The 24513-nt window shown below is 59.7% G+C and carries 21 protein-coding genes and 1 tRNA gene; 8 read left to right on the top strand and 14 right to left on the bottom strand.

What is annotated here, in order from left to right; genetic code table 11:
• Nucleotides 1–71: 71 nt before the first annotated feature.
• Nucleotides 72–770 (bottom strand): HdeD family acid-resistance protein, encoded by a 699-nt coding sequence (locus J3T92_RS02470; protein WP_267399556.1) that lies wholly within the window; start codon nucleotides 768–770, stop codon nucleotides 72–74.
• A gap of 176 nt (nucleotides 771–946) precedes the next feature.
• Between J3T92_RS02470 and J3T92_RS02465 the strand changes: the two genes are divergently transcribed.
• The gene (locus J3T92_RS02465; RefSeq protein ID WP_267399554.1) at nucleotides 947–3040 is read left to right on the top strand and encodes a M13 family metallopeptidase; all 2094 of its coding nucleotides are present in this window, start codon (nucleotides 947–949) and stop codon (nucleotides 3038–3040) included.
• Nucleotides 3041–3159: 119 nt separating this feature from the next.
• Here the strand turns inward: J3T92_RS02465 and J3T92_RS02460 are convergent, their stop codons facing one another.
• The gene (locus tag J3T92_RS02460) at nucleotides 3160–3669 is read right to left on the bottom strand and encodes a single-stranded DNA-binding protein (RefSeq protein WP_267399553.1); all 510 of its coding nucleotides are present in this window, start codon (nucleotides 3667–3669) and stop codon (nucleotides 3160–3162) included.
• A gap of 371 nt (nucleotides 3670–4040) precedes the next feature.
• Between J3T92_RS02460 and J3T92_RS02455 the strand changes: the two genes are divergently transcribed.
• A complete protein-coding gene (locus J3T92_RS02455; RefSeq protein WP_267399552.1) occupies nucleotides 4041–4895 on the top strand; it encodes an exodeoxyribonuclease III in 855 nt (284 codons plus the stop codon).
• A 115-nt stretch (nucleotides 4896–5010) separates the two neighbouring features.
• Here J3T92_RS02455 and J3T92_RS02450 read toward each other — a convergent pair whose 3' ends face one another.
• Nucleotides 5011–6825 (bottom strand): proline--tRNA ligase, encoded by a 1815-nt coding sequence (locus tag J3T92_RS02450; protein WP_267399551.1) that lies wholly within the window; start codon nucleotides 6823–6825, stop codon nucleotides 5011–5013.
• A gap of 839 nt (nucleotides 6826–7664) precedes the next feature.
• Here J3T92_RS02450 and J3T92_RS02445 point away from each other — a divergent pair.
• The 4 genes from J3T92_RS02445 (at nucleotide 7665) to J3T92_RS02430 (ending at nucleotide 11481) form a co-directional block, all read left to right on the top strand.
• The gene (locus J3T92_RS02445) at nucleotides 7665–8450 is read left to right on the top strand and encodes an ABC transporter ATP-binding protein (RefSeq protein ID WP_324123883.1); all 786 of its coding nucleotides are present in this window, start codon (nucleotides 7665–7667) and stop codon (nucleotides 8448–8450) included.
• A 56-nt stretch (nucleotides 8451–8506) separates the two neighbouring features.
• A complete protein-coding gene (locus J3T92_RS02440) occupies nucleotides 8507–9949 on the top strand; it encodes a hypothetical protein (protein WP_267399549.1) in 1443 nt (480 codons plus the stop codon).
• Nucleotides 9950–9975: 26 nt separating this feature from the next.
• Nucleotides 9976–10728, top strand: coding sequence for a hypothetical protein (locus J3T92_RS02435; protein WP_267399548.1), 753 nt, complete (start codon nucleotides 9976–9978; stop codon nucleotides 10726–10728).
• A gap of 270 nt (nucleotides 10729–10998) precedes the next feature.
• The gene (locus J3T92_RS02430; protein WP_267399547.1) at nucleotides 10999–11481 is read left to right on the top strand and encodes a GNAT family N-acetyltransferase; all 483 of its coding nucleotides are present in this window, start codon (nucleotides 10999–11001) and stop codon (nucleotides 11479–11481) included.
• Nucleotides 11482–11514: 33 nt separating this feature from the next.
• On the opposite strand, the gene J3T92_RS02425 is transcribed toward J3T92_RS02430, so the two are convergent.
• From J3T92_RS02425 to rpmE, 8 genes are all read right to left on the bottom strand, one after another.
• Nucleotides 11515–12921 (bottom strand): PIF1 family DEAD/DEAH box helicase, encoded by a 1407-nt coding sequence (locus J3T92_RS02425; RefSeq protein WP_267399546.1) that lies wholly within the window; start codon nucleotides 12919–12921, stop codon nucleotides 11515–11517.
• A 40-nt stretch (nucleotides 12922–12961) separates the two neighbouring features.
• Nucleotides 12962–13663, bottom strand: a complete 702-nt coding sequence (gene orn / locus J3T92_RS02420; protein WP_220236176.1) for an oligoribonuclease — start codon at nucleotides 13661–13663, stop codon at nucleotides 12962–12964.
• Between the two features lie 165 nt (nucleotides 13664–13828).
• Entirely contained in the window at nucleotides 13829–15376 is a 1548-nt protein-coding gene (gene guaB, locus J3T92_RS02415) for an IMP dehydrogenase (protein ID WP_220236177.1), read from the bottom strand.
• Nucleotides 15377–15442: 66 nt separating this feature from the next.
• Nucleotides 15443–16633, bottom strand: coding sequence for an MraY family glycosyltransferase (locus tag J3T92_RS02410; RefSeq protein WP_267399545.1), 1191 nt, complete (start codon nucleotides 16631–16633; stop codon nucleotides 15443–15445).
• Nucleotides 16630–17289 carry an L-threonylcarbamoyladenylate synthase gene (locus J3T92_RS02405; protein WP_220237448.1) on the bottom strand — a complete coding sequence of 220 codons (660 nt, stop codon included), beginning with the start codon at nucleotides 17287–17289 and terminating at the stop codon, nucleotides 16630–16632. The genes J3T92_RS02410 and J3T92_RS02405 overlap by 4 nt, the downstream gene beginning before the upstream one ends.
• Nucleotides 17290–17341: 52 nt before the next feature.
• Nucleotides 17342–18325, bottom strand: a complete 984-nt coding sequence (gene prmC, locus J3T92_RS02400) for a peptide chain release factor N(5)-glutamine methyltransferase (RefSeq protein ID WP_267399544.1) — start codon at nucleotides 18323–18325, stop codon at nucleotides 17342–17344.
• Nucleotides 18322–19410: a peptide chain release factor 1 gene (prfA, locus tag J3T92_RS02395; protein ID WP_267399543.1), complete on the bottom strand. Its 1089-nt coding sequence runs from the start codon at nucleotides 19408–19410 to the stop codon at nucleotides 18322–18324. The genes prmC and prfA overlap by 4 nt, the downstream gene beginning before the upstream one ends.
• Before the next feature lie 103 nt (nucleotides 19411–19513).
• Nucleotides 19514–19726 carry a 50S ribosomal protein L31 gene (rpmE, locus tag J3T92_RS02390; protein WP_015022244.1) on the bottom strand — a complete coding sequence of 71 codons (213 nt, stop codon included), beginning with the start codon at nucleotides 19724–19726 and terminating at the stop codon, nucleotides 19514–19516.
• Nucleotides 19727–19933: 207 nt separating this feature from the next.
• Here rpmE and J3T92_RS02385 point away from each other — a divergent pair, with 207 nt between their 5' ends.
• The gene (locus tag J3T92_RS02385; RefSeq protein WP_267399538.1) at nucleotides 19934–20707 is read left to right on the top strand and encodes a (S)-acetoin forming diacetyl reductase; all 774 of its coding nucleotides are present in this window, start codon (nucleotides 19934–19936) and stop codon (nucleotides 20705–20707) included.
• A gap of 77 nt (nucleotides 20708–20784) precedes the next feature.
• Here J3T92_RS02385 and J3T92_RS02380 read toward each other — a convergent pair whose 3' ends face one another.
• Nucleotides 20785–21996 carry a MalY/PatB family protein gene (locus J3T92_RS02380; protein WP_267399537.1) on the bottom strand — a complete coding sequence of 404 codons (1212 nt, stop codon included), beginning with the start codon at nucleotides 21994–21996 and terminating at the stop codon, nucleotides 20785–20787.
• 143 nt (nucleotides 21997–22139) lie between these two features.
• Between J3T92_RS02380 and J3T92_RS02375 the strand changes: the two genes are divergently transcribed.
• Nucleotides 22140–22964 (top strand): helix-turn-helix transcriptional regulator, encoded by an 825-nt coding sequence (locus tag J3T92_RS02375; protein ID WP_267399536.1) that lies wholly within the window; start codon nucleotides 22140–22142, stop codon nucleotides 22962–22964.
• Nucleotides 22965–23578: 614 nt separating this feature from the next.
• Here the strand turns inward: J3T92_RS02375 and J3T92_RS02370 are convergent.
• Together J3T92_RS02370 and J3T92_RS02365 are read right to left on the bottom strand one after the other, a co-directional pair.
• Nucleotides 23579–23655, bottom strand: a tRNA-Ile gene (locus J3T92_RS02370).
• 85 nt (nucleotides 23656–23740) lie between these two features.
• Nucleotides 23741–24388 carry an ECF transporter S component gene (locus J3T92_RS02365; protein ID WP_267399535.1) on the bottom strand — a complete coding sequence of 216 codons (648 nt, stop codon included), beginning with the start codon at nucleotides 24386–24388 and terminating at the stop codon, nucleotides 23741–23743.
• Between the last annotated feature and the right edge of the window lie 125 nt (nucleotides 24389–24513).

Below are 24513 nucleotides of genomic sequence, written 5' to 3'. Positions count from 1 at the left end.
GTGCCATCCCTTGGGATCCTGCCCAAGTACTACCTCTCAGTATTATCGGGTCAGTCGGACGAGTCCGGCTCTCAGTTCCGGCCGAAGGTGAAGGCCCTGATAATAGAGACGACTCCCAGCACCAGAAGAGCGCACCCGCTGAAAATAACCAGGAAGATGACGGAGCTCAACGGGTAGACCATGACGATGATCCCGGCAATGATGGAGACGATGCCCGAGAAGATGGCCCAGCCTGAATGCGGGAGCCCCCAGGAGGCGGCCAGACTCATTACGCCCTCCATGATCCAGCTGATGCCCACGATGATGGTGACCAGCAGGGTCAGCGCTGAAGCGGACAGGGCCGTGTTCCTCACAATCACGATGCCGCCGACAGCGATCAGAGCGCCAAAGAGGACGCCTAGCACACGCCAACCGCCTGGAAGTCCCTTGGTCACGATGGAGGTAGCCAGACGGACCACGCCGGAGATGATGAAGTAGATGCCCAGCACCACAGTCACGGCGATCAGGGTCTTGTCCGGCCTGAGCAGAAGGGCCAGGCCCAGGATGACTCCAATCACGCCCATGACACCCATGATGACGCGGATGGCCCTCAGGGTTCTGAATCCCAGATCCTCGGCAATCATGGAGAAAGGATCCATCCGTGGCGGGCGCCCCTGATAGCCGGGGTACTGCCCATACTGACCATAATTATTCTGGTATTGGCCGCCATTCTGCCCAGAATCCTGACCACCGTACTGGTTGGGCTGACCGCCCTGCATGGGATCCGTCATATCGTCCTCTTTCTCTCGCTCAGGGCAGCCTATGGCCCGCCCCGTTACCGTCTTTCAAGTGTAAATCACCAACGGAGGCAATCGCGGCTTTTCCCTTCGGCGGATGATTCGCCGGTCCGCCGATCTCCGGTGACCACAGGGCATGGCATGTCACCAAAGATGGCTAGGCTTGTGGCATGGCACAATCTACTGAATCCACGACCTCCTCCGGACTCGATCCGGCCTCCTTCTCTTCGGTCATTCGGCCACAAGACGACCTTTTTCGCTTTGTCAACGGCCCCTGGATCGACACCTACAGTCTGCCCGAGGACCGCTCCCGGTTCGGCTCCTTCGACAAGCTTGCCGAGGATGCCGAGGCACAGATCCACGAAATCCTTGAGGATCCGGAATCCACGGCCGTCAAGTCGGCCCTGCTCTATCGCAGCTTCCTGGACACCGATGCCATCGAGGCGGCGGGAATGGAACCCATCCGCCCCGACCTGCAGGCCATTGATGCTGTGCCCGACAAGAAGGCGTTGACCAGCCTGCTCGGCCGACTCAATCCGACTGGCGGCCCCGATCTGTTCGGTATCGCCATCTATGGCGATCCAGGCAACGCCGGCGTCAACGTAGCTCATATGGAGCAGGCCGGGCTGGGACTCCCCGACGAGGCCTACTACCGGGACAAGAGCTACGCTCCAGTCCGCCAGGCCTACACCGACATGGTCGCCTCATTGCTCAGGCTCTCCGGCTACGCCGACGACCAGGAGGATGCTCACAAACAGGCGGAGTCCTTCCTTGAGGTCGAGACGCGCATAGCGGCACGCCACTGGGACAACGTATCCACCCGAGATGAGGATCGCACCTACAATCCCACCACCCTGGCTGACCTGGAGTCAACGCTCGCCGATTTCGATCTGCACACCTGGATCGAATCCTGGCAGAGAGCCTATGCCTCCAGCCCTGTCGCCAATATGCAGCCGGTCGATCTGAGCACGGCCCTGTCCAGGACCATCGTGCACGAACCCTCCTTCCTGCAGGGTTTGAACGAGCTATGGAAGACCAGCGACCTGGAGGATCTGAAACTTTGGGCCCGCGTGCACACCCTGATCGAGTGGGCAGGTCTGCTCAGCAGCGACTTCGATCAGGCTAGGTTCGACTTCTACGGCAAGGTCCTTTCAGGCACGACCAAGATGCGGGACCGCTGGAAACGAGCCGTCTCCCTGGTCAACGGCATTTGCGGCGAGGAAGTCGGACGCGAATATGTGCGCCGGCACTTCCCTGCCTCCAGCAAGGCCCGCATGGAGGCATTGGTCTCAGATCTGATCGACGCCTACCGGGTCTCCATCACATCCAGTGACTGGCTGGGCGAACAGACCAAGGTCAAGGCTCTGGCCAAGCTGGACAAATTCTCGCCCAAGATCGGCTACACCGATCACTGGCGCGACTATACGGCCCTGGCTGTGGACGAAAAGCTGGGTCTGGTCGACAACGTGCGGCGGGCCAACCTCTACGAGTCCGGCTACCAGTTCGGCAAGGTCGGGCAGCCTGTGGACAAGGAAGAGTGGCTAATGAACCCTCAGACGGTCAACGCCTACTACGAGCCCACCCTGAACGTCATCGTCTTCCCCGCAGCTATCCTGCAGCCGCCCTTCTTCAACCCCGAAGCCGATGATGCCGTCAACTACGGAGGCATCGGGTCGGTCATCGGCCACGAGATCGGCCATGGATTCGACGACCAGGGTTCCAAGTACGACGGCGACGGACGTCTGCAAGACTGGTGGACCCCGCAGGACCGTGAGAACTTCGAGCAGCGGACCAAGGCGCTCATCGAACAGTACAACGGGTTCGTGCCCCAACAACTTGCCGAGAAGTACGCCGACAAGCCCGAGCAAGCACCTCATGTCAATGGGGCGCTGACCATCGGCGAGAACATCGGAGACCTGGGAGGCGTCAACATCGCCATCAAGGCCTACGCCCTCTCCTTGCAGAAGCGGCAGGGCGGCACAGCAGGGACAGACGATGTGGCCATGGACCAGGCGCTGGCCTCGGCTCCGGTCATGGACGGCTACACCGGCCTGCAGCGGTTCTTCCTGTCCTATGCCTCCATCTGGAGGACCAAGAACAGGGATCAGCTGGCTGAACAGTATTTGCAGATTGATCCCCACTCCCCTGCTGAATTCCGCACCAACGGCATCGTCAGGAATGTGGATCGCTTCTATCAGGCCTTCGGCGTCACCGCTGACGACGGCATGTGGCTGGAACCCGAGGCAAGGGTCAAGATTTGGTAAGCCTGTTCTGATTGAAATCATCGGTTGACGGTTTCAATCAGCCTGTTGACCAAGGCGGGATGTCGACTGGAATCAGCCGGCCTCCCGCCTTCGTCCTGCTCGGCCGAAACAACCTTTGCTCATCCAGCATTGGAAGCCCCCACTGGTGTCCGCTTGGCTGCAGATGACACCGATGATGCTGGGGCGGTTTCAGAGGGTGAAGATGTCAGCGGAGTGGTCCAAGGATTCGCACCGGCGGCCCCCTCATCGATGGGCGCAGTACCCGATCGGATCCTGGTGAAGGTATCCTGTCCCCTGGCCAGGTCGTGACCGATGCCATCCGCTACCAAGACCAGACTGCTATGCGGCTGGCCGTCGCTGGTCCACTCCTCCGTAACCAAGGATCCCGTCACCATGACCGGATCGCCCTTGTGCAGACAGGCCAGAGCATTAACCGCCAGGGTCCTGAAAGCCTTGACTGTCAGCCAGGTGGTGGATTTTCGTTTCCATACGCCAGCCGCAGCATCGTAATAGGCCGGCGTAGAGCCAAGCCTGAAGGAACAGACTGGTGTGGTTCCCGGCTGTCCCAGACGGGCTGGCTGGGTTCCCATAAAGCCGAAGACGGTCGTTTTTATTTCGTTGATGGACATATCGGAACCTCTCTGTCGATGTCATGAATCCGGCGCTGTAAACCCACCGGTCGATTGCTCATTGCGTGGCGGTGAAGCCGTCCGACGGAGAATCCCTAGCCAGAGCGCGGATAATCGGAGCGGGGGAAGGGACTGGCCCCGGCCAGGGACCCTCCGTCGAACGGTGAATCCATCCTGCCTCCGCGCACGTCCCCGCACCTGACCCGAAAGTCATTGTGGTCGAATGAGCTCGGTCTGTTTCGCGTGGTGGACAACCCTGCCCATGGCTGGTTTGGCAATACCTCTTTCACTGCGCAAGGGCATCGAAACATTGGTCCTGGGCTAAACTGTGAGAGCAGATATATCGGCACGGTTTGGAAGGACCCGCAGTCATGGTTCACACGCTGGTCAGTTGGAACATCGATTCGCTCAACGCCGCCCTGTTGGGCAAGAGCAGCCGCAGCGCCCTGTCCCTGAAGGTGGTGGAGACCATCCGGGATCTGGACCCCGATGTCGTAGCCATCCAGGAGACCAAACTCAACGGTGACCAGAAGAAATCCGCGGGCATCCTTAAGGCGCTCATGCGCTACTTCCCCGATTACCATGAGGCGGACCGTCGCTCCGAGGCTCCGGCCCGCACTGGCTACGCAGGCACGCTCATGCTCTACCGCAAGAGCCTGCCAGAACCTACCGTGACCCGCCCCCGCATCGGAGCTCCAGGCACCATGGACGACGAGGGCCGCATGCTCACCTTGGAGTTCCCGGACTGCTTCGTCACCACGGTCTACACTCCCAATTCCGGATCGGGACTGGTCAGGCTCAAGCCGCGCGGCATCTGGGACGATTGCTATCGTCGCTACCTGAAGGAACTGGATGCCCGCAAGCCGGTCCTGGCCTGTGGCGACTTCAATGTGGCCCACGAGGAGATCGACATCGCCAACCCGGCCTCCAACCACCATTCCGCCGGCTTCACCGACCAGGAGCGCGAGAAGTTCGGCCTTCTGCTGGATGCAGGCTTCACCGACACCTTCCGTAAGATTCATGGCGATGCCGCAGGCTTCTACAACGACCACCGCAGCGTCTACACCTGGTTCGCCCAGCGGGCCCCGAAAAGCAAGATCAACAACTCCGGCTGGCGCATCGACTACTGGCTGACCTCCAACCGGATCGCTGACCAGGTCAGTACCAGCGAACCCGTGGACACCGGCGAGCGCCAGGATCACCTGCCCATTCTGCTCCGCATCTGACCGGATAGATTCCTGACCCCAAAGCAATACAACCAAGAGGTGGAGCCTTGGTCACATCATGGTGTGACCAAGGCTCCACCTCTCTATAGTGCACTATGAGTGCGGCATGCATACCCTACTGCAGGGCTGCAATCCGATCCACGATCGTCTGAGCGGCCTCATCAGCAGGAACAGCTTGCGCATCCGAGCCGTCGCGGTTGCGGATCTCAATAGTGCCGTTGGCGATGGTGTCGCGACCGGCAATAGCGACCAAGGGCACCCCAATCAACTCTGCATCCTTGAACTTGACCCCCGGAGACACCTTGGGCCGGTCATCGTAGAGAACTTCAACGCCACGGTCCTCCAGGCCGGCAACCAGCTTCTCAGCAGCATCGAAGGCCTCCTGCTTCTTGCCGGTGGCCACCACATGAACCGCGGCAGGAGCTACAGCCTTGGGCCAGGCCAGACCTTTATCGTCGTGATGCATCTCGGCGATGCAGGCCAGCACGCGGGAGATGCCGATGCCGTAGCAGCCCATCCAGACCGGCACCGCTTTGCCGTTGCGGTCCAGGACCTTCAACCCCAGCGCGTCAGAGTATTTCAGTCCGAGCTGGAAGACCTGGCCGATCTCCACGCCACGCTCGAAGCTGAGCGGCCCTGATCCGTCAGGGCTCATGTCCCCGTGACGGACCTCGGCTGCCTCCACCACTCCGTCAGCTCGGAAGTCGCGCCCATAGACCGCATTGGCCAGATGCACGCCTTGGGCATCAGCCCCGGTCACCCAGGCTGAGCCAGGGGCCACATGGGCGTCGAGGAAGTAGCGGATATGGGCTGCGGACTCGGTGTCCGAACGCTGAGGGCCCAGAACACGAGGACCAATGTATCCCTTGACCAGCTCGTGGTGAGCAGCCAGGTCAGCCTCACTGGCTTCCTCGATCTCGGCCGGGGCGAACTGGGCCTCCAGCCGCTTCATATCCACCTGACGGTCGCCCGGCAGGCCAACGGCCACCAGCTCCCGCCAGCCATCGGGATGGTCATCATCCGCAGGGTGATTGACGGCCACAATCAGGTTCTTCAGAGTATCGGCAGCGGTCCAGTCACGGCCGTCCTCACGAGGATGCAGCTGGTTGAACCGCTCCACCAGAGTGTCGATAGTAGTCGAGTCGGGAGTTTCCAGCTCCTGCATAACCGGGGTCTCAGCGTAGTCGACGGAATCGGGACGCGGTGTGGTCAGCGCCTCCACGTTCCATGCCTTCCCCGAGGGCGCCAGAGCAAAGGTGTCCTCGCCTATGGGCAGCGGAGCCAGGAATTCCTCGGACTCGGATCCCCCCATAGGCCCGGAAACCGCGTGGACGATCACGTAATTGACTCCCAGACGCTTGAAAATTCGCTCATAGGCGCCGCGCTCATCCTGGTAGGCCTTCTTCAGCCCCTCCTCGTCCACGGTGAAGGAATAAGCGTCCTTCATGATGAACTCGCGACCCCTGATCAGCCCGGCGCGGGGACGGAACTCGTCGCGGTACTTGGTCTGGATCTGGTAGAGAACAACCGGTAGGTCCTTGTATGAGGAGTACATGTCCTTGACCAAAAGGGTGAACATTTCCTCGTGGGTGGGAGCCAGCAAATAATCAGCGCCGTGCCTGTCCTGTAGGCGGAAGAGATTCTCGCCGTACTCCTCCCAGCGGTGGGTGGCCTCGTAGGGCTCACGAGGCAGCAGGGCCGGGAAGTGGACCTCCTGGGCACCAATGCCATTAATCTCCTCCCGGACCACAGCCTGGACCTTGTCAAGGACCTTCAGACCCAAGGGCAGCCAGGTGAAAATGCCAGGAGCCACCTTGCGGACGTATCCGGCCCGCTGCAGGAGTTTGGCCGAGTCCACATCGGCGTCGGCCGGATCCTCCCTGAGGGTCCGCAGAAAGAGGGTTGACATGCGCATGGCTTTGGTTCTCATACCTCCCAAAGATATGCGCGCAAAGGGACAAGCAGCCATTGAGGATGACCTGTAATTATTCTCTTAAAGCGAGCCCAGAACCCTGCGGTTATGGGTGCTCTCACAGAGACGCACGCTATCGTTGCATACGACTACCCAACGATGTTGAGAGAAAATCATCCCCAAAAAAACAATGCTTGCCCAGACGCAATCGTAAAGATGAAGCCATGAAATACACAGCATTGGCCGATTGCGGATAGGACTCGTTGGAATCGGTATTATCATACACATAGCCGTGGTGGCCACAGCCCAGAGGACGATCGGGGCCGATCATGACACCCGCGGATCTGGGAAGGCGCGTAGAGAAAGCTGGATTTGACTCGTATAATAATTTATTTTAAACTCAATTATTAAGAGAATTCCTCTCTTAGAGAATGGGCTCAATAGGAAGGAACAATGAAGTTCTTCAAAACAATGAGACAACTTCTCGCTGCTGTTGCTGCGCTTGGTATGTTTGCAGCAGTTCCAGCAGTAGTATATGCTGATGAGGCGGTGTCGTTTTCGGGGATGAGGATATTTGTCCCGTGCCGAGCTGCTCGACATAACAACCAAGCCAAAAATACTTGTAAGAACTCGCCTCGATATGCCAGGGCAAAGATTGCCTGTAGATTATGGCCCGATCAATACACCGGTTGGATCAAGAACGGCACCAGCTATTCGGGTGGGTGTCCATTAGGTGTTAACGATGTTCCAAGCGGTAACCCTGTGAGTTTGGAGGTAGGAAACCCGTAAGACTACTCGGTTGGTTAAGCGGTTCTTTGCAGAAGAAGGACCGCTTCTCTTTTTTACAGTTTGGTTCAATAGTGACTTATAAAGTGTGCGTTTCCCTGTCGCATGTTTGTTTCTCATACGGACATAGACGGGTGCTATCCGATGTATCGTTGAGCTTCGGCAATGGCGTATACGGCCTGCTGGGTCCGAACGGTGCCGGCAAGACGACCCTCCTGAATATTGTAACCACCTTATCGCGACCTTCGTCGGGCGATGTGAAGATTGCCGGGGCGCATGTGCTGACCAGCTCTGGACGACGTCGGGCCAGGAGCCGGATTGGCTATTTGCCGCAATCCTTCGAGCTGATGGATGCCTCCAGCCTCATGCGCAACGTGCGGTATGCCGCATGGGCGCGTGGTTTGTCCTGGAGTGCTTCCTGCGACGCAGCAGTGTGGGCCATGGAGCAGGTGGGATTGTCCGGGGAATCCCACCGCCCGGTGCGCAGCCTGTCCGGCGGCATGCGTCAACGGGTAGGCATCGCTTGTGCGATTGTTGCCCGTCCCGACGTGCTCGTCTTGGATGAGCCGACCGTTGGCCTCGACCCGGTGCAGCGCATTGAGGTACGTAGATTCCTCGACGCCTATGCGGACAGTCACACGGTGCTGGTAAGTACACATTTGGTTGAGGACCTGGCCGCAATTGCCGACCGTGTACTGGTGCTCAATCATGGGCATCTGCTCCTGGACGGACACATGGATGATCTCGCAGCCTTGGCCAGTCCTGAGGACTCAATGGCATCGCCTTGGGAATCTGGTTATCGACAGCTTCTGAAGGGGACTGGACACCTGCCATCCGACCAGGAAGGGGTCTCATGATGGTCCGGCTGCTCAATCCCCTATCGCCGATAAGCTCGCTGGTGTTCTTTCTGTCAATGATGGCATATCCGGCTGCATTATCGGTGCGCAACTACGGCGTCGGCCGACCAGACGCGTCCCTGCGGGTGTTGCCAAACGCCGCCTTGCAGCTTGACCTGACCTGGATGCATCTAGTGACGGATGTGATTGCCTGCATGTTTGGTGCGTGGAGTGCCTGGAAGGCATGCTCCCCGCGGTCCATGATTGCGCCGCCCTGGATCGGGGGGTCGGCCGTCCGCAGATACAGCGCACCTGTCCTCAAAGGCGCTGCATTGTGCTCCCTGGCCTATGTGGCGGGCTGTCTTCCCGCCATTGTCCAGACTCTGCAATCCACGGGCGGATCAGTTCCCTTGGGAGCCTTGCTCATGGGCATGGCAGTGCCGGCGGCAATGTTCGCCCTCGGTTATGCGCTCGGCGCCATCATGGGCAGCCGCTGGTCCATGGTGCCGGCCACACTCTTGCCTGCGATCCTGTGTTGGGGCAGCGTGGTACTGCTCATACCGCGCGTACCCAAGGGGGACGTGTTTCCCCGAATGTGGGGGTCGGCTCTATCCGTGGTGATGCCGGTAATGGACACGGGCATCGGTGCTGAGCCGGGGCTCAGGATTAATCCGTCAGCTGTGGCAGTGCGCTGGATTTTAGTCGCGGTAGTGCTGGCCGCATCCACTGGGGCATGCATACTGACGGCACACCGGTGGCGGCGCAGCCTGTCATGGATAGTCGCCCCATTGGTGGTGCTTCTGCTTGTTCCGACTGCTGCCGGGGGCCTGGTCGCCATGTCCAGCCTGGCAGAATGGCGCCGATCCGTTCCGTTCACCCCTGTGTGCAAAAGCATAGACGGTGTGCCGCTGTCAGTGTGCGCCCACCCGGATGATGATGCCCAGCTGAGACGCTACATGCGGTATATGCAGTCGGTCGCCTCATGGTTCCCCAAGGACAGCGTGGAGGGCAGATCGGGTCTTGTGCTTTTGCTGGGCAACGCCTTTACGCCCACAACCCACGGCCAGGCATGGAATCTCACCGGCCAAGGCCTGGCCGAACTGCGACAGTTAGGCGGCAAGAAGATACAGGTGATGACCGACACAGTCACCGAACGCACTGGACGATACAGCGACCTAGCTGATGTCACGGAGGCCATCGTGGAGGAATTCATTCATGCGGACTGCGCGGCTACGGCACTTAAAAACGTGTATAAACAACGGACGTTGGATGGCGGTGCCAGCGTGTCCGCCTTCGTACTGGAGCAGCTGCCCCAGCGCATGAGAGAGACCGCCTACCAGTCCCTGGGCGGGGGAAGCGCAATCTCTGGGTTGGGAAGCGCCCGAGGCCCTGCCGCCGATCTGCTCAACGACGCTACGAATGAAGACTTCCATGCCTATGTGCGTCGTAACCTCTCTGACATCGAACGCTGCACCGTCACGCCGTCCGATGTCATCGATGGTCTGGGGAAGAACCACTGATGGGTGGCCGGCATCGACATGGTTCCATGAAAGGCGGAATCTCGGTCGGATGGTTGGCTGGGCGCCGCCCATGGGCGGCCTTGGCATTCGTCGTGCTGGCTGCGGCCGTGCCCTTCCTGCTTGCTTCCGCCTCCACGTCAGCTACCGGCGGGGAGATCTATGCCCGGCCAGCCTATTACGGATACGTCTGCGTTCCCGATCCACATGCAGCGGTATTCAACGGCGCCGTACACACCCAATGCCCACAAGGCAAAAGCGCCGTACCCAGTATCGTACCCATGGCCGAGCTGGCCTACGCGGCGTTCAGCGCATGCGCCTTGGTCATGCTTGCCCCGCTTATGCCCACATGGGAGCGCCTGAACCTGGCGCGCGTCCGTTGGCGAGCCCTGGCCGCCGGGACAGGCGTGCTGATGCTGCCGTTTCTTCTCAACCTCCTCCTTACCATACCCAGCTCCCTCAGCGACTCGGCCAGTGCACAGTCGCTGCTCAGGCTGGCTGTCTGCAACGGCCTAGTCGACGCATCTTCGGTCATGCTCGGCATCGCATCACTGGGTCGTTTCTACGGGCTTGGACTGGGCGCAGGGCTGGCAGTGATTAATATCGCCAGCCAAGGTATGCAAGTAGGCATGGGAATGTCGCTCCGTCTATACCCCGAGGACGTTAGACCACCCGTTCCTGGACAGGTTACTTGGCCGGCGATTGCCACGGTCTTGACGGTCTTCGCCGTCATACTCTGGACGGTCACCGGAGGCCGGGGAATGATTATGGACAAGAAATAAAGAGTCGGCACGACTCCTTGTGAGAGGTGTGAGATCCTGAGGGCCTTAACAGCGCAGGAGCTTGTCCGGATCCACCCAGCAGTCAACCGGACCTGCGTATATGACCCGCATAACCGAAACAAAAGCCAGACAGCACATACAGGAAAGGTCGGTAAATCCGCAGCCTGACATCTGGCATCTATCTAGCTCTATCCCTCCTCCATAAGGACAGCCAAGATATGATAGTTGTACGAACAGGTTTTCTGATTTACTAGGATAAGGCGGGCACCTATGTCTTCAGAGCCAGGTGTGACCATCCAGACCTTTACCAACCTCGACGCAGAGCACTTGAGGCTCCTCCTGGAGGCCGATCCCTCAGAACGGATAATTCGTGACGTTTTCACCCATTCCCGCGCCTATGAAATCCATACGGGACAAGATCTGACCGGTGTCATGCTGCTTGTCAGACCAAACACGGATACCGTGGAAATTGCCGATATCAGTGTGGACCGCGCTTATCGCAGACAGGGGCTTGGAAGTAGATTAATAGACCGAGCCAAGATGGAGACTGTCAGGCTGGGCCTGAGAAGACTGGAAGTCGGCACCGGATCCACCAGTTTTGGGGCCCTTTGCTTCTACCAGACATGCGGGTTTCGCATGGACCGCATTGAACGGAATTATTTTGTAAATCGCTACGCGCATCCCATTGTCGAGAACGGAATCACCCTTAGAGACATGGTTCGCCTGTCATGGCGTCTCGAACTACCCAAATAACTATACCGGGCCAAGACCAATAAGGACGACCCATCAGAAAAGCTGGTCCTGGCTGAATTCGTCTTCTGGTTCCTGACCGACGGCCCGCTTGGTGAAGGACTCAGAACCCTCATCCTTCAGACGGGCACAAGCCGCCCTGGACTCGGCCCTCAAACCAGTATCCAGAACGACGGCATCGGGAGAGACCAGGAAGGCGTGCTCATTGATGCCCGTCAGGTAGAGCCCATCCAGACTTTCCACACGGGAGAGGGCCACGTAGCCCATCCCTGGCGCGAAGGTCCGTCTCAGGTCCATGACTGCCCTGTCCAAGGTCATCCCCTGGGACTTGTGGATAGTGATCCCCCATGCGCAGCGAAGGGGAACCTGATTGACGGCGGCCAAGACCGTATCCCCATCCATAGTCTCCCAGGCGGCCGGCTTCATAGTGACCAGATTGCCATTCTGGAAGGAGACAATCGGCCATCCCCCCTTGGCCGAGCTGGTGAATCCGCTGACTGTGCCTATGGAGCCGTTGACATATTGATGATCCTGGTCGTTGCGCAGAGCCATGACCGCCGCTCCGGTCTTCAGGGCCAGATCCTCGGGGGCCAGCATGTTCTTCTTCAGCCGCTCAACCAGCCTTGTCTCGCCCCGGGATGTGGCCTGGTAATGGTGGGCCTCTTCGTCGATGGAGGCCAGGCGCTGGTCATTCAACGTGTCGGCCTGCTTGTTGACCGGGAAGAGGTGGACTGCGACCTGTCCAGGAGCAGGCACTGCGCCGACTCGGGCAGCCAAGACCTCATGGTCCTCCTGGGTGACGCCGCCCTCCCTGATATCAGTCAGGACGGTCAACAGCTGACCATCGTCCTGGCGATGCTGCTCAGTCAGATAACAGATGACGGGGTCCAGTTCCCGCCAGACCAGTGATTCGGTAACGAACCCGTCCGGATCCTTGCCAACCTGAGCATAGCGTTCCCGGGCAGCCTGGAATTCGGGGCTGGGCAGTATCCCTGCAGCTCGGTTGGACCGGGTCACCGGCGGCAGCTGGAAGAAATCCCCGGAAAGGACCACTTGGATCCCTCCGAAAGGCTCGGGGCTGTGGCGAACAGCCCGGCAGGCCTGGTCCACCATGTCGAAGAGCCAGGCGTGCATCATGGAGACCTCGTCGATGACCAGGATGTCGGTGCCTTCAATCTGCCTGCGACGACGGGTCTTGATCCGCTTCAAGAGCGATTCCGTCATACAGGTGGCGATTCCCACACCGCTCCAGGAGTGGATAGTCTGGCCGTTGATGTGCGTAGCGGCAATTCCGGTCGAGGCTGTCACCGCCACAACCGCTCCGGCCTGCCGGGCCTGGTGGACGAACTCGTTGAGCACAAAAGTCTTGCCTGACCCTGGGGCACCTGTGATGAAGGCATTGGCCCCCGCACTCAATATGGTCAAGGCTTCGGATTGCTGCATGCCTCCATGGTGCCACGTCAGAGGTACATGGCCACGCCTGTCAGTAGTCGGTCTTCTCAGGCTTATTGGCATCCTCGACAGGATTGCCAGACTCTTCGTAATGGCGCAGAAGACTGGTCTGCTCGATCTGTTCCGCTCCGGCCTTGGACTGGGCCTGATCAGGTCCGGGGGCAGGAACAAAGAACATGGAGCGGTAGTAGCGCAGTTCGTCCATGGACTCGATGATGTCGGCCAGGGCCCTGTGACCGCCATGCTTGGCCGGCTTGTTCTTGTAGACGTCCGGGTACCAGCGGCGCGACAGCTCCTTGAGGGTGCTCACGTCAATGACCCGGTAGTGCAGAAGATTCATCAAGTCGGGCATGTACCTGTCAAGGAACTTCTTATCAGAACCCACCGAGTTGCCTGCCAGATGAGCCTTGCCGTTCTTGGGCAAGAAGGGCTTGACGTACTCGATCACCTGACGCTGGGCATCCTCCAGGTCAAGGCCGGTCTTCATCTCCTCGATCAGGCCGGAGGAGGTATGCATCTTCCTGACGAAATCCCCCATATGGTCCAGGGCCGCCTGGGAGGGCTTGATGACCAGATCGATGCCCTTGTCCAGGACCTTCATGTTGAAGTCGGTGGGAACCACGGAGACCTCGCACAGCTCGTCATGGAAGATATCCAGACCGGTCATCTCGCAGTCTATCCAGATCATGCGGGATTCCTCCGCAGTGAAGGTCAGTTCATTCTTATCGCTCATCTGTATCCTTTCAGATCCGGGTTGCTGCCCGGGTCGATCCTTCCGCCGCCTTGGGCGGAACGTTACAAAATACCGCCAGCACGTGACCGGACCATGACTGACTTGAGATAAGCAATCGGCGCAGGTCATGATGAGACCCTGCGCCGATCACCTGCCTATGTAGACTCAGTTGTGGAAACCTGAGTAGTTAGGGGCCTCCTTGGTCATGACGATGTCATGGGGATGTGATTCACGCAGACCAGCATCGGTGATCCGAATGAACCTGCCCTTGCGCTGCAGCTCGGGGATGGTGCGGGCACCGGTGTAGAACATGGTCTGATGCAGTCCGCCGACCAGCTCGTAGAGCACATAGTTGAGCGGACCGCGATAGGGCACCTCGCCCTCGACACCTTCTGGCACCACCTTGTCGGAGCTTGTCACGTCGGCCTGGAAGTAGCGGTCCTTGGAGTAGCTCTTCTTGCCGCGCGGGGCCATAGCGCCGAGCGATCCCATACCCCGATAGACCTTGTACTGCTTGCCATGCAGGAGGACCTTCTCGCCAGGGGCTTCCTCGGTGCCTGCCAGCAGACCCCCCAGCATGACCGAATCGGCTCCCGCCACGACGGCCTTGGCGATGTCTCCCGAGTAATGGATTCCGCCATCGGCCACCAGAGGGATGCCGGCAGGACGGCAGGCCAGCGCGGCATCGTAGACGGCAGTCAGCTGGGGCACGCCCACGCCAGCAACCACGCGAGTGGTGCAGATGGAGCCGGGGCCCACGCCGACCTTGACCGCGTCAACACCAGCATCGATCAGAGCCTGGGCACCTTCGCGGGTGGCCACGTTGCCGCCGATCACATCCACATGGTCGAAGGCATGATCAGCCTTGATCCTGCGAATCATGTCCAGCATGAGCTTGGCATGACCATGCGCGGTGTCCACGACCAGAACGTCAACCCCGGCATCGGCCAGAGCGGTGATGCGCTGCCAGGCATCACCGAAGAAACCGACGGCCGCAGCCACACGCAACCGGCCACGCTCGTCCTTGGTCGCCTCGGGGTACTGCTCGGTCTTGACGAAGTCCTTGACGGTGATCAGCCCGGTCAGCTTGCCCTCGTCATCAACCAGGGGAAGCTTCTCCACCTTGTACTTGGCCAGAAGCTGGTGGGCATCTTCCTTGGTGATGTCGGACGGACCGGTGATCAGATGGTCCTTGGTCATAATGTCGCTGACCTTAAGCCGGTCGAAGTCAGCAGGATTGACAAAACGCATATCACGGTTGGTGATGATGCCCACCAGCCGCTGCCGACGATCCACCACGGGCAGACCGGAGACCTTGTAGGTGGAGCAAAGCTTGTCCAGGTCGGTCAGTGTGGCATCTGGTGTGACGGTCAGGGGGTCGGAGATCATGCCGGACTCGGACCGCTTGACGATGTCGACCTGATTGGCCTGATCTTCGATGCTGAGATTGCGGTGGAGGACGCCGATGCCGCCGTTGCGGGCCATAGCCACGGCCATGGTAGCCTCGGTGACCGTGTCCATGGCAGCCGAGAGGACCGGGGACTTCATGGTGATGTTCCGAGTCAGCCGGGTGGTGGTATCCACCTCGGAGGGAATGACATCGGATTCGTTGGGCAGCAGGAGGACGTCATCATAGGCCAGACCAATTTTCTGGAAGGCGTCGGGCAGTTGAGTGTAGGAGGAGGGTTCGCTTTGTGGGTTTTCCTTAGCCATAGCACCATGCTACAAGTGCTTCTTGACCGTTAACGGTACCGTGTTCGTACTATTTCATCCAGTGAATTAATCGCCCTCATTTTTATCATGGCGGCTCTTGCGATGCCAGGGCGGTCTGGCCGCATGCTGTGAGCCTTGGGCAGCGAGAAGTGCGTTCTCGCGCCTGATTTCGGGAAGTCGACGACGGTAGTAAGGGTAGAGGGTGGCGAAGGTCAGCAGTATGGCGGCCAGGACCAGACCAATCATGACATATCGCAGACGAAAGAATAGAATAAAGAGCGAGCCGAAGGCGATCAGTGCGGCCCAGCCCCAGAGAATAAGGACCGCGGAACGAACCGTGTGACCTATGCGCAACATACGATGGTGCAGGTGCATGCGGTCGGGGTGCATGGGTGATTGCCCGTGGCTGAGCCTTCGGATGATGGCCAGGCACATGTCCAGAACAGGCAGGAAAAGCACCAGGATGGGAAGAAGAATGGGCATGAATGCCGGCAGATAGATGCTGGCATGAATAGTTGCCGGATCCAGTCGGCCGGTGACCACAATAGAGGCGCAGGTAATCAGGTATCCCAGCAGCATGGATCCTGAGTCTCCCATGAAAAGCTTGGCTGGATGCCAGTTGTGCAGGAGGAATCCCACGCAAATGCCCACCATGGCCACGTCGATCAGGGTGGCCAAAGAGGCGTAGTCGGGCGAGATGCGGGCGATGATATAGGAGTAGATGGCGAAGGCGATGCCCCCGATGGCCACGATGCCTGCAGCCAGGCCGTCCAGTCCATCCACAAAGTTGACCGCATTGATGGAGGCCACGATCAGGAATGCCGTTATGGCCATGGACAGGCTGGGCGATGCCGCCACCAAGGATCCCAGAGGGAGGGAGATGATCTGGATACCGCCCCAGGAGACGAAGACCGAAATCAGCAGCTGGCCGGCCAGCTTAAGCATCCAGTCCAGGTCCCAAAGATCGTCGGCTATGCCCAGCAGGCAGATGGCTACGGCCCCGGCCAGGATGACCCAAGCCTGATGCCCGGACTGGAAGAGGCCCGTGATGAATGGGATGCGGGAGGCAAAGCACATGGCTACGGCAAATCCGATCAGCATGCCCAAGCCGCCCATCCGAGGGGTGGGCACTTTATGTACGTCGCGAGCGCGGACCACGCCTACGGCGCCAACCCGGATGGCGAGATGACGAATCATGGGCATGACCAGCCAGGTGGCCCCGCCAGCGATGGCAGCAATGAACAAATATACCCTCACTGGCCCTCCCCTCCGCTGGACCGGCCCGACAGAAGAGCACGGACCCGGGCCTCGCCGATTACGCCCTGCCGCAACACATGCATCCCATCAGGATCAGTCTTGTCGGCTTCCACCACTGTACTGGCCACTGAGCCAGGGGTCGGTCCCCCGTCCAGGTAAAGGTCGACGCTATCACCAAGCTCGGCTCTGGCCTGCTGCACGGTCTCCACGCTGGGATTCCCCGATCGGTTGGCGCTAGAAGCGGCCAAAGGTCCAGTCACCTGCAGGAGCGCCCGACAGATGGGAGAATCGGGTACTCTGACGGCCTGGGTAGAGCCATCGGGCTCCATTCGAGGGGTGCGCAGAGGGCAGGATTGCCCCACTTGGGCAATAGGCGAAAAAGGACCCGGCAACAAGGCGTCAGCCAGGCGATCAAGAGGGGCAGGCAGGCTAAGATCCAACCGGTCCATGGCCTCGACCCCATCCAGCAACACCTGAATGGACTTGGTTCTGGGACGGTGCTTGGCCTGGAAGAGCCTATCGATGGCCGCATCGTTGCATGGATCACAGACGATGCCATAGACCGTGTCGGTAGGAATGACCGCCAGCCCTCCGGCAGCCACCACCTGGGCCAGCAACTGCGGAGACCGGCTGTCATAGGTCATCACCCGGCTCATACCCTGCATCACGACCTCTCGGTTCGACATGTTCATGTGACCAGCTACTAATCTATCCCAGGACCAAGGCAGGTCGCCAGGATGCATGGACTGGCCGTCGGGCTGTCAGGTAGCGGTCTCGACCAGCCAGGTCCTGATGAGTGCGTGCCTGAACATATCCCCGCTCCAGTGCAGCAGCAACCATGGCCGGCCCCTGGGAGGCATCATGCTCCATGACCAGCAGACCACCGGGGGCCAGCAAAACCATGGCCTTGTCCAGAATGCGGCAGGGCAAAAGACACCCGTCAGGTGAACCACCATAGAGGGCCGGGTCAGGATCCCAGTCACGCACCTCGGGTTGGCTAGGAATCGCATCCATGGGGACGTAGGGAGGGTTGCTGATGACCAGATCCACCTTGGCATCCAGATCAGACAGGGTGGCGGGGTCCGTGGCATCAGCCAGCAGCAGCTGATAATCGGACCCAGACTCCCGGATGGCAGCCTCCTGATCGGTGGCGTTCAGCGCACCCCACCGATATGCCTCCTTGTCCACTTCCACGGCCTTGACCTGCGATCCTGGAACCTCGATAGCCAAGGACAGGCCGATGGCCCCGCTGCCAGAACACAGGTCCACTGCCAGTGGATGATTCACTCCGGTCAAGGCCTCCACTCCCGCCTGGACCACCGTTTCGGTCTCAGGACGTGGGATAAAGACCCCCGGCCCCAGGCGAAGATCCAAATAACGGAAGTAGGCGTGGCCAAGAATGTACTGCAGGGGTTCACGTCCGGCTCGCCGCTGCAGATAGGACTGATAACGGTCCAGGGTCGCCCTCCGAAAACCATCAGCCTGTCTGCGCCCGCCTTCATCCGTCAGCAGTTCCTCAGCAGTCCGTTTCAAAAGCAGAGCCTGATCCAGCTGGTGCAGATCGCACCCAAGGGCATCGGCCAGCAGCAGCCTGGCATCATTGAGCGGGGTAGGCACACCGGCCTGGGCCAGCAGGCGATGGCCGCTATCAACCAGCCCAGCCAGACTGGTCCCATGCCTCTGTTGATTCACCCCTGCGAAGCCATTCTGCGGGCCTCGTCGGCCTGAATATCAGAGTCGATAACGGCCTGCAGGTCGCCGTCCAACACCTGTTCCAGGTTATAGGCCTTGTAGCCGGTGCGGTGATCCACGATCCGGCTCTCGGGGAAATTGTAGGTTCTGATACGCTCAGACCGATCCAGAGACCGGACCTGGGAATGACGCATGTCGGCGGCTTGGGCGGCCTCCTCCTCATGCTTCATGGCCAGCAGACGCGACTTGAGCACCCGTAGGGCAGCCTGACGATTCTGTATCTGGGATTTCTCATCCTGCATGGAGACCACAATGCCGGTGGGAATATGGGTCATGCGCACAGCGGAGTATGTGGTGTTGACGGACTGTCCTCCTGGTCCGGAGCTCATGAAGATGTCAATCTTGAGGTCCTTGGGGTCAATCTCGATCTCATTGTCGTCTTCGTCAGCCTCGGGAAAGACAATGACTCCAGCGGCTGAAGTCTGAATGCGACCCTGAGACTCGGTGACGGGGATGCGTTGGACCCGATGAACGCCGCCCTCATACTTGAGCGAGGCCCAGACGCCGTCTGCAGGAGCCACCTGACCGCGAGCACGAATGGCCATCTGGGCATCCTTGACCCCGCCCAGCTGAGTTCGGTTCTCACTCATGATTTCGATGGTCCAACCGCGTTTTTCGGCATAACGCACATACATGCGCATCAGATCGCCAGCGAAGAGGGCCGCCTCCTCGCCGCCGCTGCCAGCCTTGATCTCCATGATCGTATCGCGGCCGTCATCTGGGTCACGCGGAATAAGAGCGGTGCGCAGGGTCTGCTCCAGATCCGGTATGCGGTCTGCCACAGCCTTAGCCTCTTCGGCAAAGCCAGGATCCTCCCGTGCCATCTGTTCGGCCGCCTGGCTGTCTTCCAAGGCGCCTTGATAAGCCTGGTAGGCAGCAACAATGGGAGCGAGCTCGGCGTGTCTGCGGCCCAATTTGCGGATCTGCACCGGGTCTGAAGCCGTTTCGGGCTGACTCATCTGCTTTTCCAGGCGACCGTACTCCTCGACGGCAGCCACCGCCGCCGGAAACTGCTCCTCGCTCATCTGCACTCTTCCCGTTCGCTCATCCGCATGGTTTAAGTCATAAAAAACGCCAGTCCCCACCGGGCATAGCAGAGCGACCCGGAAGGGACTGGCGTTGGAAGTGCTACTTGGTCCTCTTGCCGTAACGGGCTTCGAACCGAGCCACGCGACCACCGGTGTCTAGAATCTTCTGCTTGCCGGTGTAGAAGGGGTGGCAGTGCGAGCAGACATCAACCGTCATATGATCGCCGGGAGCGGTCGAACGGGTGATGAAGGTATTGCCGCACGAGCACGTGACCTCAACGGGATGATAATCGGGATGAATTCCCTGCTTCATGGTTACTCCTAGATCCAAGGGCCCCGGGTCGACCGCCCCTGTGGCGGACGTGAACCGGCAACCGAGTAATAGTCTAGCGCATCCCCGGGAGAACGCGATCCCCTTGCGCCACACGCCGAATCCGCCAACCGGGGTGGCCGGTCGGGCTTCCTTTAGAATCGAACAGTCGGACCGAACGGCCCGGCAAGCCAACACAGGAGGGCAGCAATGCAGCAGGAAGTGGCGTTCGTAACAGGGGCGGCTCAGGGGATCGGCGAGGCTATTGCCCGCCGTCTGGCCAAGGACGGGTTCGCCGTGGCTGTAGCGGATATGAATACAGACAAGGCCCAGTCAGTGGCCGACTCCATCAACCAATCAGACGGACGGGCCGTGGCCGTCACCCTGGACGTGACCGACCGTGTCCAGGTGCGTTCCGCCGTTGAGAAGACCGCAACCACGTTGGGCGACTTCAACGTGATCGTCAACAACGCTGGTCTCGGACCGACCACCCCCATCGAGTCCATCACTCCAGAGCTGTTTGACAAGGTCTACCACGTCAACGTGGCAGGAACCATCTGGGGGATGCAGGCCGCCGTTCAGGCCTTCCGCGACCGGGGCCACGGGGGCAAAATCATCAACGCCACCAGCCAGGCAGGCGTGGTGGGCAACCCCAACCTGATGCTCTATTCCTCCACCAAGTTCGCCATCCGCGGCCTGACTCAGGTGGCGGCGCGTGATCTGGCCAAGGAGGGCATCACCGCCAACGCCTATGCCCCCGGCATTGTCAAGACGCCCATGATGATGGACATCGCTCATCAGGTGGGGGTCAACGCCGGCAAGGATGACGAGTGGGGCATGTCCACCTTCTCGGACGGCATCGCCTTGGGACGGCTTTCCGAGCCGGAGGACGTGGCCAGTGCCGTAGCCTTCCTGGCCGGGCACGACTCTGACTACATCACCGGCCAGACCCTGATCGTGGACGGCGGTATGCAATTCCAGTGAGCCTCCCGCCAGGATTCGCCCACATATGATGGACCCTCGCTGAACGGTTCTGCCCGACGGCGAGAGTCCATGATCATTCAGGCGTTGAAGACGTACTTGTCCAGACGATCCATGGCCTCCTGGACACGGCTCAAAGGCAGGGCCAGGTTCATGCGGATGGCGCAGGGAGCCTTGAACTGCCGCCCGTCCTGGACGGCCACGCCTACATCCCAGGCACGCTTCAACAGCCGATCCAGGCTCAGACCATGATTCTTGCACCATTGCGTGCAATCAAGGAAGAGCATGTAGGTGCCTTGGGGCTTGGAGAGCTCGACTCCCTTGAAATGCTGCCGGATGTAATCGAAGGCATAGTCCACATTCCCGGCCAGGACCTGTCGGAGTTCGTCCACCCACTCCTGGCCCTGGGGCTTGTAGGCCCCGATCAGGGCATGCATGGACAGAACGTTCATGTCGTTGTAGTGGGCCTTGGACCCCTTGGCCACAATCCTGTCGCGCAGATACTTGTTGTAGATGATGTGGTAGGAGCCGACCAGCCCGGCCAGGTTGAAGGTCTTGCTGGGCGCATAGAAGGCTGCCGTCCTGTTGCGGGCATCCTCGCTGACCGACTGGGTGGGAATGTGCTTGTGGCCCGACAGGGTCAGGTCTGACCAGATTTCGTCGGAGATGACCACGCTGTCGTTGTCCTTATATACTTCCATGGCCTTCTCGATCTCCCACTTCTCCCAGACGCGGCCACAGGGGTTGTGCGGGCTGCAGAAGACCGCCACATGGATGTTGTTCTCCTTGAGCTTGCGGTCCATGTCCTCGAAGTCCATCCGCCAGACGCCCTGCTCGTCCTTCTTCAGCGGGCTGTGCACGATGTGGTAGCCGTTGTTCTCGATGCAGGACGTGAAGCCGACATAGGTCGGGCTGTGGAGCAATACTGCATCGCCAGGCGCGGCAAAAGCGGTCAACGTGGAGACCACTCCGCCCAGGACCCCGTTCTCATAGCCGATGTCCTCGGCCATCAGGCCCTCCACGCCATTGCGGGTGCGCTGCCAGTTGATGATGGCATTGTAGTACTCCTCAGTAGGGCTGAAGTAGCCGAATGCCGGGTGCTTGGCGCGCTCGATGATGGCCTCGGGGATAGTAGGTGCCGTCGGGAAGTTCATATCCGCCACCCACATGGGGATGACATCGAAGCCTTCCTTGGGAGGTTCGGGGGCGAATCCAGGCTCGGCACCCAGCCCGTCAACCGCAATGGCGTCCCTGCCGTGCCTATCCATAATGCTGGTGAAATCGTATGCCATAGTCAACCTCTCATCCCGTGCAGACGCGCTCGCAGCGACCTTCCGTCAGTCTACAGCTGTGGGCTGGATCCGAGTGTCCGCGGCCAATAGCAAAGCAACGATGGTACTATCTGCCTTGAACCAGCTGATGGGGGGTGACCAGAATGGGAGATTCAAAGCCCGTTTCGCCGGCCCTGCGTCCTTTCATCCCGCTAGTGGACTTCCTAGGTGAGATTCTTGGGCCCAACACGGAAGTGGTTCTTCAAAGCGTCAAGGATTTCTCGCATTCGGTTGTGGCCATCGCCAACGGCCACTTGAGCGGACGCACCATAGGCAGCCCCGCCACCGACCTAGTCCTGCGCATCTGGCAGAACCACGAATACGAACAGCGCGACTACCTGACCCATTACACCGGCTATACCATCCAGGGACACCCCATGGTCTCTTCTACTTTCTTTCTGCGAGATGCGAGAGGACGGGTGATCGGCTTTCTCTGCATCAACTTTGACAATTCCGCCTTCCGGCAGGCCAGTCAGCAGCTAAGACAGGCAAGCGCTTATCTGGATGCCCTGGGGCTGACCGGTCCTGCTGCGGAGCTGAAGGACAGGGGGGCCGCGTCAGAGAAATCGGATGCTCAAGTTGGCCGCGCCCAGCCGACTTCGGGCGCTGTCCGACTGAACGACAAAACCGTGGGCGACCAATCGACCCGTGAGGTGCTCTCGGTGAATACGAACGAACTGGTAACGCATAATATCGCCGACTTCGCCGCTGAGCTGGAAGTCCCTCCGGCGAGGATGAACCGGCAGGAACGACTGCAGCTGGTCACACGGCTTGAAGGCTCGGGGGTCTTTTTGATCAAGGGCGCAGTGGACACGGTTGCCCAGGCTCTCGAGGTCTCCTCCGCCAGCATCTACCGTTATTTGCATACCATACGCAATGCTGGCGCAGGCCCCGATCAGAGCAGATCGGCGCGCCAGGTCCAGCGTTGACACACCCCTGTCAGGGTGTATCATTAGGAACAGATATACGGGGGACGTATACACGAGAGATCTACAGGGGCTGAGTTGATTGCAGCTCCAGAGGAGATGTATATGCGTATAGTTTCCTGGCATATGTTGACGGCTCCAACTCGAGCGCGTCCCGTACTCTTTTCTATTCTCTATTCACATACTTAGCGGTTCTGCGGAATCGTTTCCGGATCAGTGCGACACGCTTAAGCCCAGGTTGTGTATGCATATCAGCCTGCTGGCACTGAAGGATGGATGCCCATTCACAAGTGCTCCATGATCCGATTTGAAAACGCGCCTAGCTCTTTTCCCCCGGCTTTCATGTGAAGCCGTACTATTGCATCGGTGAATCATGGATGCTAGAGCTAGGCGACGAGAGGACGGCCCCGACAAGATTCGGGGCTTGTCCTTCTCCTAAGACTATCAAGAAAGTTCGGGATACAAAACCCTCGAGCTGCAAAGACAAGCATCTGAAGACACCATCCGGCACCGAGCTGAGCCACCAGATTGTCATTGGACGAAGAAAAACGTCATGGCCTGGATTCGGCCGTTGACGCAACCCCCTAGAACCCGACCGGTTTCAGGGGGTTGCTTGGTGGTGGGGCCTCAGGGGCTTGAACCCTGGACCGAACGATTATGAGTCGTTTGCTCTAACCGACTGAGCTAAGGCCCCAAGCCGACAAGCAGCTGTTCCATCCTAGCAAATGCCAGGACTCATACCGCCTCCCGGTTGTGTCGGACTGCGACTGCGCCAGCCCTCAGATACCTGATCGGGCGACATGCAAATCATGCCCGGAAGCTAGGCGATCCAAGGCTCCGGTCCTGACAATGGCCTTGAAGAGCAGCCAGCTGACCAGTCCAGCGAAGAACAGACCGCTGATGATCTCGCATGCCGTGCCGATCAGCCCGCGGGGGCTGAGGAAGGCGACGCCCTGGTAATAGAAGGCCAAGAGGAAGGCGTTGTAGACCAGAGCGATCAGCAGTCCGCCCAACAGAGTGGTTCCCAGGCTCCAGCGCCGATAGCGAAAGATACCGAAAGCAAGCTCGGCGCAAAGGGCCTCCAAGAGGGCCTGCACGAAAATCATGGGCCCAGTGTAGGCGTTGCCTGGCAGGATCTCCACCAGTACGCTGATGATCCCCACGTAGACCGCGGCCCCGGGTTTGCGGATTATCAGCAGAGACAGCGTGCAAGGAAAGTAGAAAATGCCGTGCAAAAGGGCTGCCATGCCCGGCAGAAGAGCGGTCATCAGCGGAAAAACCCAGGAGGCCAGCAGACTGGCGGCCCAGTAGATCAGTCCGGCAACCGCGCCCAGACCAGCGCCAACAGCGATATCCAGCGGCTTCCAAGCAAGGGCATGGCCCGCACGCTGTGCTCTTTTGTCTCCAACGCCTGTTCGCGTCGTCATAGTCAACTCCGATCCGCCGGCACATCGACCGGTCTTCCTGATTCATGCACACAGCAAAACGCCCGGTCGTGCTGCAGACAGGCCGGATCGCAGCGTTCCTTGACCTGCGCATGCCGGGCGGGAAC

The sequence above is a fragment of the Bifidobacterium sp. B4081 genome (assembly GCF_026537335.1).
In the GTDB taxonomy this organism is placed as follows: Bacteria; Actinomycetota; Actinomycetes; order Actinomycetales; family Bifidobacteriaceae; genus Bombiscardovia.
Note: the sequence above shows the minus strand (reverse complement) of the source record. Positions and strands in the feature narration are given on the sequence as shown.